Consider the following 13,587-nt stretch of genomic DNA (forward strand, 5'->3'; position numbering starts at 1 on the left):
TCGCCCCGATGTGACAGCGTCCGCCATAAGTCAGAACGGCCGCCGCGCGAATCTCGCGCGGCGGCCGTCACACATCAAAAATCCGAGGTCGGCCAGCGCTTAAGCCGCGAGTGCCTTTTCGACCACCTCGCGCACGTCGCGCGATTTCGCCTTCGACGCGACTGCCGAGAGCGCGGCGTGCATCTTTTCGCGCAGCTTCGGCGTGAAGCGGCGCCACAGCTCGAGTCCGCGCGCGAGGCGCGCCGCGACTTGCGGATTGAGCGCGTCGAGTGCGATCACCTGTTCGGCCCAGAACGCATAGCCGGAGCCGTCGGGCGCGTGGAACTGCGCGGGATTGCCGCTGCAGAAGCTGAAGATCAGCGAGCGCGCGCGGTTCGGGTTCTTGATGTTGAACGCCTGATGCTGCATCAGCTTGCGCACGATCTCGATCACATTGCGCTCCGGCCCGCCGCGTTGCGTCGCCTGGAGCGCGAACCACTTGTCGATGACGAGCGCCTCGTTCTCGAAGCGGCGATAGAAGTCCGCCAGCGCCGCGTCCGCGACGCTCGCGTCGGCGCCCTTCGTCGCGCTCCCCATCAACAGCGCCGCGAGCGCCGCCGAGCGATCGGTCATGTTGTCGGCGGCGTCGTATTGCGCCTGCGCGAGCTTGACGGCTTCGCGCGGATCGTCGAGCTGGCTCAGATAGGCGAGGGCGAGATTTTTCAGGCCGCGCTTACCGGCATCCTCCGGCGTCGGTCGATAGTCGCCCGGCGTGCGGTTCGCCTGATAGGTCGCGATCCATTTCTCGCGCAATTGCGAAGCGAGACGACGGCTCATGAAGACGCGCGCCGCGTGCACGGCGGCCGGATCGGACACGGTCATCTGCTCGGCGAGATAGCTTTCCGAGGGCAGCATCAGCGCGAGTTCGCGGAACGCGGGCGTGAGCGTGGTGTCGTCGAGCACGCGCGCGAAAGCGGCGATCACCTGATCGTCGAGCGACAGCGTCTCGCCGTTCGCCGCGCGCTCGGCGAGCCCGAGCAGCTCGCGCGTGGCGAGACGCTGGCCGGCTTCCCATCGATTGAACGGATCGCTGTCGTGCGCGAGCAGGAACGCGAGTTCATCGTTCGTGTAGTCGTATTCGACGATCACCGGCGCCGAGAAATTGCGCAGCAGCGAGGGCAGCGGCGCCTCGCTCACGTCGACGAAGGTGAACGACTGCTCGCGCTCCGTGAATTCGAGCACGCGCGTCGTGCCGTTCGGCTCCTTTTCGCCTTCGAGCCGCAGAGGCAGATCCGCGCCGTTCTGGCCGATCAGGCCGACCGAGAACGGAATCAGCAGCGGTCCTTTCTGCGTGTCGCGCGCCGCTTCCGACGCTTCGCCGTAGCCCTGCGCGAGCGTCAGCGTGTAACGCTTCTTCGCGGCGTCGTAGGAAGCGCGCACGGATACGCGCGGCGTGCCCGCCTGGTTGTACCAGCGCTCGAACTGCGCGAGATCGCGATGATTCGCGTCGGCGAGTGCGTGGCGGAAGTCGTCGCAGGTCACGGCCTGGCCGTCGTGGCGCTGGAAGTAGAGGTCCATGCCGCGGCGGAAGCCGTCGCGGCCGAAGAGCGTCTGATACATCCGCACGACTTCCGAGCCCTTTTCGTAGACGGTCATCGTGTAGAAGTTGTTGATCTCGACGTAGCTTTCCGGGCGCACCGGATGCGCCATCGGGCCAGCGTCCTCGGCGAACTGCATCTGGCGCAGCACGCGCACGTCCTCGATGCGCTTGGTCGCGCGCGCGGCCGCACTCGCCGCGCCCGACGTCGCATTCGCGTCGCCCGCGGCCATGTCGGCGGAGAATTCCTGATCGCGGAACACGGTCAGGCCTTCCTTCAGGCTCAGCTGGAACCAGTCGCGGCAGGTCACGCGATTGCCCGTCCAGTTATGGAAGTACTCGTGTCCGACCACGGCCTCGATATTCGAGAAATCCGTGTCCGTCGCGGTTTCCGGATTTGCGAGCACATACTTCGTGTTGAAGATGTTGAGGCCCTTGTTTTCCATCGCGCCCATGTTGAAATCGCTGACCGCGACGATCATGAAGCGGTCGAGATCCAGTTCCAGCCCGAAGCGCTTTTCGTCCCAGCGGATCGAGTGGATCAGCGAATCCATCGCGTGACGGGTCTTGTCGAGATCGTTCGGCTCGACCCACACCTGCAGCAGCTTTTCCTTGCCCGAACCGGACTTGATCTTTTCTTCGATGCACACGAGCTTGCCCGCCACCAGCGCGAACAGATAACTCGGCTTCTTGAACGGGTCTTCCCATTTCGCGAAGTGGCGGCCGTCGGGCAGCTCGCCTTCCTCGATCAGATTGCCGTTGGACAGCAGCACCGGGTACGCGGTCTTGTCGGCGCGCAGCGTGACGGTGTAGGTGGACATCACGTCGGGGCGATCGAGGAAGTACGTGATGCGGCGAAAGCCCTCGGCTTCGCACTGCGTGAAGAAGTTGCCGCTGGAGACATAAAGTCCGGAGAGCGTCGTGTTCTCAGCCGGATTGCAGAGGCTCTCGATGCTAAGCTCGAAGGCATCCGCCGCGGGAATATTGCCAATGGACAGTCCGTTTTCATGGACGCGGACATCCGCGTGCGCGACGCCGTCGATCACCGCTTTCACGAATTCCAGTTGCTCGCCCATCAGTTCGAGTCGGGGCGCGTCGCCGCGTGCGTCGGGATTGCGGCGCAGCTTCATCGTGTTTTTCACGACCGTGCGCGCCGGCACGAGGTCGAACTCGAGCGCGACGGAGTCGATCAAAAACGCGGGCGGCGTGTAGTCCTGGCGGCGGATCACTGCGGATGCGGTCGTGGTTGACATGGCGAGATCTTCAAAGTGGATGGCGCGGCGCGAGCGCATGGCGTGGCCGTTTCGTCACGGCACGCATGCTGGCGCGGCATGTCGAACCATTGTACAAAACGTCCGTCGATCGTGAGCGCCGAGCGCCGAGCGCCGCGGCGTCGGCGGGTCTTGCATGATGCGCGGCACGTGCGCGGACCGCTCGCACTATCTATAACTAAGAAGAGCTGTTTCCGAAGTGAGGACGACCATGAATTTTCCGACCAAGGCGCTGTACAGATGGCTGTCGATACTCGCCGCGCTGTGGCTCGCGGGATGCACGACGTACGTGCAGACGCAGGTGACCGCGTTCTCCGACTGGAGCGGCAGCGACACGACACGCACCTATGCGTTCGCACGTCAGGGCGAGCAGCAGAACAGCATCGAGCAGACGACTTACGAGACGCTCGTCGCGAACGAGTTGTCGAAGTACAACTTCCGACAGGCGCCGGACGCGGGCGCGCGCTATCAGGTGGCGCTCGCCTATTCGGTGCGCGGCGATCTGATGACCGTGCGCCAGCCGGTTTACTACGATCCGTGGCCGATGTACGGTCCCTACGGCCGTCCGTTCTGGGGTCCGTGGGGCGGCTGGGGAGGCTATGGTCCGTGGGGCCCGACGGGTTACGTCGACCAGAGCTATCCGGTCTATATCCACGCACTGCAGATCCGCATGACCGACCGCCAGACCGGCCGCGAGGTCTACAAGGTGACGGCGGTGAATTCGACGGACGCCCCTTCGCTCTATCAGGCGATGCCCTATCTGACGCGCAGCGCGCTCGCCGATTTCCCGCTCGGCAACGGCACCGTGCGCACGGTGACGCTGCCCGTGGACAAGAACGGCGGCATCTCGAACGAGACGGCTGCGTCGCTGAATTCGAACGAGCGGGGCGTGGCGCCGGCGCCTGCATCGAAGACGGTCGAATAAGCGTGCGAGGCGCGCGCTGAATGCATCGGAAATAATTGCCGGCGTGAGGCGGGCCGGTTACGTCTCACGCCGTCGCACGTCATTTAAAAAGCGCCCGACGGCCTTGAGTAAACTCGGAATTATCGTTGTGACGCGGGGCCGCAATATATGCAGCTTCCCTCAAATAGCGATATATTTCGCAGATGACAAAACCGTGTCCGCCCAATCCTGAAGCCGTTCCCGAGCCCACCACATGGGACGCGCGGCTCGCCCGCCGCCTCGTCACGCCTCTCATGGGCACGCCGGTGACACCCAACCATCTGACGACGCTGCGTCTCGCCATCGGTCTCGCCGGTGCGTACTATTTGTCGCTCGGTCAGTTCTGGATGTGCACGCTCGGCGCGCTCCTCATCGCACTGTCGAATCTCGTCGATCACACCGACGGCGAGCTTGCGCGCATCAGCGGTCAGTCGAGCAAGATCGGCCACTTCTATGACCTCGCGGCGGATGCGCTCGTGACCGTGCTGCTGTTTCTCGGCATCGGGTTTTACGTGGCGGTGCATCATCCGTCGATGATCGTGCCTGCGCAATGGCTCGGCGGCATCGCGGGCGTGGCCGTCGCGCTGATCTTTTTTCTGCGCATGCGCATCGAGTCGATGGTCGGCAAGTCGGGCACGAAGCAGGCGTCGATGGCCGGCTTCGAAACCGAAGACGTGCTGTATCTGCTGCCGGTCGTGACGATCCTGAACGGCATGACGCCGTTTCTGGTCGCCGCGTCGATCGGCGCGCCGCTCTTCGCGGTGTACGTGGCGATCGACTATCAACGCGTCAACCGACAAATGAAGCAGCGCGCACAGGCGTCGCACGCGAGCAAGAGCAACGATTTCCAGGCGGTGAGATGAGCGATACGGCAACTCCGGTCAACACCCCGATGCAGGGAGCGCAAGCGACGCCGGCAACGCGCCTGTCGAAGCGCGACATCGACTCGACTCTGAACGCGCGTCTTGCCGCGTTGCAAACGCCGAAACTGCGCGACGAGTACGGCCAGCAGGGTTCGTTTCTCTACATCGAAGACTTTCTGCCGCGCGATTACACGGAGCGCCTGATCGCCGCCGTGCACGACACGATGCCGGCCGTGAACCGCAACTATCTGCCGGGTCACAAGGCGGGCGGCAGCGTGAGCCGCCATACGCTCGACAAGCTCGCGCCGTTCATCGCGGATCTGTACCGGTCCGACGCGCTCATCAAATGGCTGGAAGCGATCACCGGCGACAAACTGCAACTCTCGCCGGAAGACGATCCGCACGCCTACGCGCTCTATTTCTACACGCGCCCGGGCGACCATATCGGCTGGCATTACGACACGTCGTATTACGAAGGCCGCCGCTATACGCTGCTGCTCGGCGTGATCGACGATTCGTCGTGTCTGCTCGATTACGAACTGCACACAAAGACGCCGGGCAAGAGCGCGCAGCCGGGCGCCGTGCAATATCCGCCCGGCGCGTTCGTGTTCTTCGACGGCGACAAGCTGCGCCATCGCGTCACGCCGCTCGGCGAAAACGAAATGCGCGTGTCGCTCACGTTCGAGTACGTGACGAACCCCAACATGCGGCCGTTCCAGCGCTTCATTTCGAACATGAAGGACTCGATCGCGTATTTCGGGTTCAAGCAGGTTTTTCGCCGCAAGGGCGGCAAGAACGGACAGGCATGAGCCGCGCGGGCACATTTCTGTTGTCGCTCGGCGTGGTGTTGTTCATCGCGCTGCTAGGGTGGCAAGGCTTCGGCTCCGTCGCCTCGACGCTGGCTGCCGCGGGCTGGGGCCTCGTCGCGGTTGCGGCGTTTCACCTGGTGCCGCTCATCGTCGATGCCGTCGCGATCAGCGTGCTCTTTTCGCACAACGAGCGCGACGTCTCGCTGCGCGACGCGCTGCTCGCGCGCTGGGCCGGCGAATCGGTGAACAGCCTGATGCCCGCCGGCCAGATCGGCGGTCCGATGCTGATGGTGCGCTATCTCGCCCAGCGCGGCATGCGCGCGCGCGACGCGGCCGCCGTCATCACCATCAGCACGACGATGCAAACCGTCGCGCAGCTGATCTTCGCGCTCGTCGGCGTCGTGCTGCTGACGAGCTTCGCCGCGGGCGGCTCGTCGTCGACGGTGACGATCGCCGTGCTGGCGGTGATCGGCGTCATCGGTCTCATGATCTTCGGCTTCTATCTCGCACAGCGCCGCGGTCTCTTCGGCCGCGCGATGCGCTTCGCGTCCGGCATCGCCGCGAAATTCTCGGCGAAGCGCGACTGGTCGTCGCTCGTCACGCGCGCCGAAGCCGTCGACGCCGCCGTGCACGACCTGTATCGCGAACGCGGCAAGGTGGCGGCGAGCTTCGGTCTGAGTCTGATCGGCTGGATCGTCGGCACGGGCGAAGTCTGGCTCGCGCTGCATTTGCTCGGTCATCCGGTCGGCTGGACTGAGGCGCTCCTGCTCGAAAGTCTCGGCCAGGCGATTCGCGGCGCGGCCTTCGCCATTCCCGGCTCGCTCGGCGTGCAGGAAGGCGGCTATCTGCTGCTCGCGCGCCTGATCGGCCTGCCGCCCGAGGCGGCGCTCGCGCTCTCGCTCGCCAAGCGCGCGCGCGAGCTGCTGCTCGGCGTGCCGGGCATCGTCTATCTGCATTTCGTTGAAAAAGGCTGGCAGCGCCGCCGTCTCGCGCGCGTGCCGGACATCGACTGATTACCCACGAAGGGAACTACAACCATGCGCGCAATTATTCTTGCGGCCGGGATGGGCTTGCGTCTCGTGCAGCCCGAAGGCCAGCAAAAGCCGAAGTGTCTGCTGCGATTTGGTGACAATTCGGGCGATGCATCGCTGCTGGAGCGTCATCTGCACTATCTGAAGGCCGCGAATGTCGATGAAATCGTCTTCGTGACCGGCTTCAAGAGCGAGCAGATCGAGGCGGAACTCGCGTCGATCGACTGGAAGCCGAAGACGGAAATCGTCGTCAACGACGAATTCACGCTAGGCAGCGTACTGTCCGTGCACACCGCGCGCGACGCGATGACGCGCGGCGGCGATGTCCTCCTGATGGACGCCGACGTGCTCTACGACGAGCGCATCATCGAGCCGCTCGTCGCGGGCGGCAGCGTGAACCGCCTGTTGATCGACCGCGATTTCGAGGCGGGTGACGAACCCGTGAAGCTGTGCGTCGAGAACGGCGTGCCGGTCGAGTTGCGCAAGCAGGTCGCGGCGGGTTTGACGTACGACACCATCGGCGAATCGGTGGGCTTTTTCCGCTTCGACGAAAAGACCGCCACGCGCCTCGCCGAAATCTGCGCCGATTATGTGGCGACGGGCCGCGCGAAGATGCCGCACGAAGAAGCGGTGCGCGACCTGTTGCTCGAAAAGTCCCACGTATTCGATGTCGCCGACGTGACCGGCGCACCGTGGATCGAAATCGATTTTCAGAACGATGTGAAGCGCGCGGCGGACGAAGTGTTGCCGCAATTGCATGCGCTGCGTCAGTTCGCAGGAGCCTCTCAACAATGAATGCACCCACACAAATTCCCGTCGGCTACTCGCGTACGTTGCGCCTGCGCGAGATGCTGCAAAGCAATCGCCTCGAATTCCTGATGGAAGCGCACAACGGCATTTCGGCGCGCATCGCGAGGGAAGCGGGCTTCAAGGCGATCTGGGGCTCCGGCCTCTCGATTTCCGCGCAGTTCGGCGTGCGCGACAACAACGAGGCGAGCTGGACGCAGGTCGTCGACAACCTCGAATTCATGGCCGATGCGAGCGATCTGCCGATCCTGCTCGACGGCGATACCGGCTACGGAAACTTCAACAACGTGCGCCGGCTCGTGAGGAAGCTGGAGCAGCGCGGCATCGCGGGCGTGTGCATCGAGGACAAGCAGTTTCCGAAGACCAATAGCTTCATCAATGGCGAGGCGCAGCCGCTCGCGGACATCGACGAATTCTGCGGCAAGATCAAGGCAGGCAAGGATTCGCAAAGCGATCCGAACTTTTCGATCGTCGCGCGCGTCGAGGCGCTGATCGCGGGCTGGGGCATGGAAGAAGCGCTGAAGCGCGCCGAGGCGTACCGTCAGGCGGGCGCGGACGCGATCCTGATTCACAGCAAGCTGTCGAAGCCCGACGAAATCCTCACGTTCGCGCGCGAATGGGCAGGGCGCGGCCCGCTCGTCATCGTGCCGACGAAGTACTACAGCACGCCGACCGATGCGTTCCGTCAGGCGGGCATCAGCTGCGTGATCTGGGCGAACCATCTGATCCGCGGCGCGGTATCGGCGATGCAGGCGATCGCGAAGGAAATCCACGACAGCGAGACGCTCGTCAACGTGGAAGATCGCATCGCGTCGGTGAACGAGATCTTCCGCCTGCAGGATGCCGACGAATATTCGGCCGCCGAAAACATCTATCTGACCGCGGCGAACGAGAAGCGCAGCGCGATCGTGCTGGCCGCGAGCCGCGGCGCGGGCCTCGAAGCGCTGACTGAAGCGCGTCCGAAGGTCATGTTGCCGGTCGCGGGCAAGCCGCTCTTGCGTCATCTCGTCGAGGCGTTCAAGAAGGAAAGCATCAACGACATCACGGTCGTCGGCGGATACCGCGCCGATGCGATCGAGTCGGGCGGCATTCGTCTCGTCGTCAACGAGCAGCATGAGACGACCGGCGAACTCGCGTCGCTAGCCTGCGCCGTGAAGCACATGAACGGCGATACCGTGATTTCCTACGGCGACCTGCTGTTCCGCAGCTATATCCTGCGCGACCTCGCGGAATCGGACAGCGATTTCACGGTGGTCGTCGATTCTTCGCAGACACCGAAGGCGGGTGAATCCGCGACGGATTTTGCGTATTGCTCGACCGGCGACGACCGCGCGCTCTTCGGCCAGAAAGTGTGGCTCGAAAGCGTCGTCGGCGCGGGGCAGAGTCTGACGGACGGCCGCGCGCCGCAGGGCCGCTGGATGGGTCTCATCAAGGTGCGCGGCGGCGCGCGTGAGCGCCTGCTCGCGACGCTCGAAGCGGTGCAGCAGCGCGCGGACTTCGACAAGCTCGACATGGCCGCGCTCCTGAACGCATTGATCGCCAAGGGCCAGAAGATCGAAGTGCAATACGTGCACGGCCACTGGCGCGGCGTGAACGATCTCGACGATTTCCGCCGCGCGGGCGATTTCGCGCACGGCCAGACGCCGATCGGTTCGGAAGGCGCGGAGAACACCCGTGATTGAGGCCGCCCAGTTCGTCGAGGCCGCGCGCGAACGCGGTTTCGACTGGTACGCGGGCGTGCCTTGCTCGTTTCTCACGCCGTTCATCAACTACGTGCTGCAGGACGACACGCTCAATTACGTGTCGGCGGCGAACGAAGGCGATGCCGTCGCGCTGATCGCGGGCGTTGAACTCGGCGCCGAGTTTGGCAAAAACGGTAAGCGCCGCGGCATCGCGATGATGCAGAACTCCGGTCTCGGCAACGCGGTGAGCCCGCTCACGTCGCTGACATGGACGTTCCGTCTGCCGCAATTGCTGATCGTCACGTGGCGCGGGCAGCCGGGCGTCCATGACGAGCCGCAGCACGCGCTGATGGGCCCGATCACGCCGCAAATGCTCGAAACGATGGAGATTCCGTGGGAGCTGTTTCCGACGGAAGCCGATCAGATCGGCCCGGCGCTCGATCGCGCGACCGCGTACATGGACAGCACCGGCCGCCCCTATGCGCTCGTCATGCAAAAGGGCAGCGTCGCGCCTTATGAGCTGAAGAAGACGGGCCTGTCGGGCGTGCGTTCACCTGCTCAACCGGCGGCCGTGCAGCGCTTCGAAGGCGAGCGCGTTTCGCGTCATGACGCGCTTCGGAAGGTCATCGCGAACACGCCGAAGGATTCGACGGTCGTGCTCGCATCCACAGGCTTTTGCGGCCGCGAGCTCTACGCGATCGACGACCGCGAGAACCAGCTCTATCTCGTCGGCTCGATGGGCTGCGTCACGCCGATGGCGCTCGGCCTCGCACTCTCGCGTCCCGACCTTCGAGTCGTCGCGCTCGACGGCGATGGCGGCGCGCTCATGCGCATGGGCGTCTTCGCGACGCTCGGCGCGTACGGCCCGTCGAACCTGATTCACGTGCTGCTCGACAACGGCGCGCACGAATCGACGGGCGGACAGGCCACTGTCTCGCGCGGCGTCGATTTCGCGTCGATCGCGTCGGCGTGCGGCTACGCGCTCGCGCTCGATGGCGATGACATCGGCGTGATCGACCGTCTGTTCGAAGCGCAAAATGTCGATGGCGTCCGGTTTGCGCGTGTGTCGATCAAAACCGGCACGCCCGGCGATTTGCCGCGCCCGAAAATCACGCCGGAAGACGTGCGCGCGCGCTTGCAACAACATATAGGAGGCCGCTGATGCTGCTGCTCAATCCGGGCCCTGTCACGCTGACCGAACGCGTGCGCAAGAGCCTGCTGCAAACCGACTTGTGTCATCGCGAGCCGGAGTTCTTCGATCTCCAGGACGAGGCGCGGCAGCGTCTCGTCGCCGCGTACGCGCTCGATCCGGCCAAGTGGAGCGCCGTGCTGATGACGGGCTCGGGCACGGCGGCCGTCGAAAGCATGATCGCCGGGCTCGTGCCGGAAGGCGGGCGGCTGCTCGTCGTGGAGAACGGCGTGTACGGCGACCGCATCGCGCAGATCGCGAAGCAATACGGCATCGATCACGAAGTCGTGAAATACGAGTGGATGCAGGCGCCGGACCTCGACGCGATCATCAAACTGCTCGACGGCGGCACGTTCACGAACGTCGCGATCATTCATCACGAAACCACGACCGGCCGCCTGAACGCGATCGGCGCGTTGTCGCGCGCGTGCGCGGAGCGCGGCATCGGCCTGCTGCTGGATGCGGTGAGCAGCTTCGGCGCCGAAGCGATCGATTTCGACGACGGCGGCATCGCTGCAATCGCTGCGACGGCGAACAAGTGCCTGCACGGCGTCCCCGGCGCGGCGTTCGTCATCGCCAGGCGCGACGCGCTCGCAAAAGCCGCAAACCGCACGTATTACCTCGGCATCGCGCGGCTGGCGAAGTTGCAGGACCAGCGCAACACGCCGTTCACGCCATCGGTGCATGCGTATTACGCGCTCGTCGAGGCGCTGCGCGAGTTCGAGGGAGAAGGCGGCTGGCACGCGCGTCATGCGCATTACGCGAAGCTCGCGGAGCAGGTGCGCTCGGGTCTGGCGTCGCTCGGCATCGAGAGCGCGCTGCCTCCGGAAGAGTCGTCGGTGGTGCTGCGGGCGTATCGGTTGCCCGCGGGCATGACCTACGAAACGCTGCACGATGCGCTCAAGGCCAAAGGCTTCGTGATCTACGCGGGGCAGGGCGGCTTGTCGAAGGAGCTGTTCCGCATCTCGACGATGGGCGCGCTCGATGCGAACGACATGGACCGGCTGATTTCGGCGTTCGTCGAGCTTCTGCGCTGATCACAGCTTGCAGAAAATCGCCGTGATGAAGGGCGCGACGTGGTGCACAACCGCGTCGCTGCCCGCGGCCTTCACCTTCTCCGCGACTTCGACGTCGCCGCCCCAGACCACGGCGCCATACGCCGCATCCCCGATCGGCTCGCCCTTGCCCTGCCTGAACAGCGGGTCGTCCTTCTGATACGCCACCAGCGCGTACACCTTGAAGCCGTACGCGGTCAGCGCCGCGCCTTTCACCGGCCTGAACGCGTTGACCGAATTCGGCTCGACGCGCATCGGTTTCTTTTCCAGCAGATTGTTCGCCTGCAGCGGCGCGATGAAATCGTGCGGCGTCGATTTGCAATCGAGCTGTGCGTCGAGTTGCTCGGCGCCGGCTACGGCGCTCACGGCCGCGAGCGCCATCCAGACGGCGAATCGTGAAAACGGCGCCGCGTGTCTTGCGGCGAAACCGACGTGGCGGCTCACAGTGGTCATATCAGTTGCACTCCGGCGGAGATACGAAATCCTACTCGATTAACGGCATTATTGAGCGTTGCGTGTTTTATCAACTGAACCGGATCCATATCGCCTGATGCGGCGATTTCGCCCATAAGAATTGTTTCGGTATACGAAGTTAATCGCTTCGTCGATGTCTCGCTGTTCGTCAATGCCACTATCCGATGGCATTGCCGCGGCCCTTGCCTATACTGAGTTGAACGTCTGTCCGGACGTGTTCAATCAATCCTCCCTCGTCGTTTCCTGTCTGTTCGTGCGCGCGAAATTTCAACCGGGAGTGAATCATGGTTAGTCGTTTTGCGATTAAAAGGATGCTCGCGAAAGTGCTTGGCGTGCTGGCGATTTCGACGGCGGCCCATGCGTCCGGTCCCGTTCCGAATCCTTATCTCGCGGCGCAGACCTACGCGATCACGCATTTCGATTCCGCTCAATCCAACGCATTTCCCTATGCGGTTCCCAGTGGAACGCAGTCGACGCCGACCCTCGCGTTCCCGCAGGCGCCGGCCGGCCCAATCAATCTGATGACGCTCGCCACGACGTCGAGCGACTACATGTGGGGGGTATCGGCGACGAGTGTCGGATACATCGACGTGAGGAACAACGGGTTCAGGCGCGTTGCGACGCTGCTGCTTCCCGGCGTGCAGTCGGCGCTGGTGACGCTGCTGAGCAGCCTCGTCTATAACCCGCTGCTGCCGCTCGTCAATCCGATCGCCACGGTGGCGCTGGCGCAGACCTTCCTTGCGCAACTGCCGCTGGGCGCCGGCGGCGGATTTCCCTCTGCGTATAGCGTAGTGGACAGCAGCAATGTGCTGTACATCAACGCGGGCGCGCAGATACTGGCGTTGGGATACTCGCCCGGCGGCCTGCTCGGACCGAGCATCCAGATCCTGCGCTCGCTCGACATGAGCACGATCCTGCAGAGCGGCGAGTCCATCACCGGAGTCGTCATGACTTACGACGGCAACCTCGCGATCGTCGGCAGCCGGTCGCTGACCATCGTGGGGCGCAACTTCGGCACGCCAAAGGGAAGGGTCACGTTTGGCAGCGACGAAACCATCAGCAATTCCGCCGCCGTGGATGAAAACAATGGCGTCTACGTGGTATCGGACAAGCTGATGCGCAAGGTCGTCTGGACCGGCAGCACGCTGTCGCAGAATGCCGCGGACGGCGCATGGAGTTCCGCGTATCCGACCGGCGACACGTACTACACGCTGTTCGGCTCGGGGTCCGGCAGCACGCCGGCGTTGATGGGTTTCGGCAGCGATCCGGACAAGCTCGTCGTCATCACCGACGGCAAGAAGCAGATGAACCTCGTCGCCTTCTGGCGAGACGCGATTCCCTCGGGCTTCACGAACCGCATCGCCGGGCAGATCCCCGTGACCTGCGGCTTGCCACCCACCTACACCGGCGCGATCCAGTCCGATCAGTCGGTGGCCACCAACGGCTACGGCGCGTTCGTCGTCAACAACGTAGCCACATCGAATACGGGCACTACGCCGCTCGTCGACAATCTCCTGCGCGGCGCGCCGGGTGCGCCGCCAGCGCCCCTCGGCGTGCAGCGCTTCGCATGGGATACGCAGACGCACGCGTGGTCATCGGTGTGGGCGCGCGCGGATGTCTCGTCGGACAACATGATCCCGTCCGTCAGTGCGGCGTCGAACCTGGTGTTCGTCAATGGCTTCTATCCGACGAACAATCAGGGATGGACGCTCGACGGTCTGGACTGGAACACCGGCGCGACCGTGCACCAGACCATTCTGGGTCCGGGCCCGGTCGGCAATGGCTTCTATGCTGAAATTCAGTACATGCCTGACGGCGACCTGTTGTTCAACAGCCTGCTCGGACCGATGCGCGTCCAGGAGCCGGGCGGGGCCGTGCTGCCTTGAA

At 64.1% G+C, this 13,587-nt stretch carries 11 protein-coding genes; 9 read left to right on the forward strand and 2 right to left on the reverse strand.

Annotated elements, in window-relative coordinates; genetic code table 11:
- Positions 1–99 precede the first annotated feature (99 nt).
- Positions 100–2,829: an aminopeptidase N gene (pepN, locus tag AWB74_RS03915; RefSeq protein ID WP_061145602.1), complete on the reverse strand. Its 2,730-nt coding sequence runs from the start codon at positions 2,827–2,829 to the stop codon at positions 100–102.
- A gap of 229 nt (positions 2,830–3,058) precedes the next feature.
- Here pepN and AWB74_RS03920 point away from each other — a divergent pair, with 229 nt between their 5' ends.
- The 8 genes from AWB74_RS03920 to AWB74_RS03955 all read left to right on the forward strand — a co-directional run bounded on the left by AWB74_RS03920 (position 3,059) and on the right by AWB74_RS03955 (position 11,208).
- On the forward strand, positions 3,059–3,772 hold the full coding sequence (locus tag AWB74_RS03920) for a DUF4136 domain-containing protein (RefSeq protein WP_061145452.1): 714 nt from the start codon (positions 3,059–3,061) through the stop codon (positions 3,770–3,772).
- Between the two features lie 182 nt (positions 3,773–3,954).
- The gene (locus AWB74_RS03925) at positions 3,955–4,653 is read left to right on the forward strand and encodes a CDP-alcohol phosphatidyltransferase family protein (RefSeq protein WP_061145453.1); all 699 of its coding nucleotides are present in this window, start codon (positions 3,955–3,957) and stop codon (positions 4,651–4,653) included.
- The gene (locus tag AWB74_RS03930) at positions 4,650–5,462 is read left to right on the forward strand and encodes a HalD/BesD family halogenase (RefSeq protein WP_061145454.1); all 813 of its coding nucleotides are present in this window, start codon (positions 4,650–4,652) and stop codon (positions 5,460–5,462) included. Before AWB74_RS03925 ends, AWB74_RS03930 begins: the two co-directional genes overlap by 4 nt.
- Positions 5,459–6,475, forward strand: coding sequence for a flippase-like domain-containing protein (locus tag AWB74_RS03935; protein WP_061145455.1), 1,017 nt, complete (start codon positions 5,459–5,461; stop codon positions 6,473–6,475). The genes AWB74_RS03930 and AWB74_RS03935 overlap by 4 nt, the downstream gene beginning before the upstream one ends.
- Before the next feature lie 24 nt (positions 6,476–6,499).
- Positions 6,500–7,288, forward strand: coding sequence for a phosphocholine cytidylyltransferase family protein (locus tag AWB74_RS03940; RefSeq protein WP_061145456.1), 789 nt, complete (start codon positions 6,500–6,502; stop codon positions 7,286–7,288).
- Positions 7,285–8,982 (forward strand): phosphoenolpyruvate mutase, encoded by a 1,698-nt coding sequence (gene aepX, locus AWB74_RS03945; protein WP_061145457.1) that lies wholly within the window; start codon positions 7,285–7,287, stop codon positions 8,980–8,982. Before AWB74_RS03940 ends, aepX begins: the two co-directional genes overlap by 4 nt.
- Entirely contained in the window at positions 8,975–10,144 is a 1,170-nt protein-coding gene (gene aepY / locus AWB74_RS03950; RefSeq protein ID WP_061145458.1) for a phosphonopyruvate decarboxylase, read from the forward strand. The genes aepX and aepY overlap by 8 nt, the downstream gene beginning before the upstream one ends.
- Positions 10,144–11,208 carry a 2-aminoethylphosphonate aminotransferase gene (locus tag AWB74_RS03955; protein WP_061145459.1) on the forward strand — a complete coding sequence of 355 codons (1,065 nt, stop codon included), beginning with the start codon at positions 10,144–10,146 and terminating at the stop codon, positions 11,206–11,208. Before aepY ends, AWB74_RS03955 begins: the two co-directional genes overlap by 1 nt.
- On the opposite strand, the gene AWB74_RS03960 is transcribed toward AWB74_RS03955, so the two are convergent.
- On the reverse strand, positions 11,209–11,607 hold the full coding sequence (locus AWB74_RS03960) for a hypothetical protein (protein WP_061145603.1): 399 nt from the start codon (positions 11,605–11,607) through the stop codon (positions 11,209–11,211). It lies immediately after the preceding gene.
- 377 nt (positions 11,608–11,984) lie between these two features.
- Between AWB74_RS03960 and AWB74_RS03965 the strand changes: the two genes are divergently transcribed.
- On the forward strand, positions 11,985–13,586 hold the full coding sequence (locus tag AWB74_RS03965; RefSeq protein ID WP_061145460.1) for a hypothetical protein: 1,602 nt from the start codon (positions 11,985–11,987) through the stop codon (positions 13,584–13,586).
- Position 13,587 lies beyond the last annotated feature (1 nt).

The sequence above is a fragment of the Caballeronia arvi genome, from assembly GCF_001544695.2.
Lineage (GTDB): Bacteria > Pseudomonadota > Gammaproteobacteria > Burkholderiales > Burkholderiaceae > Caballeronia > Caballeronia arvi.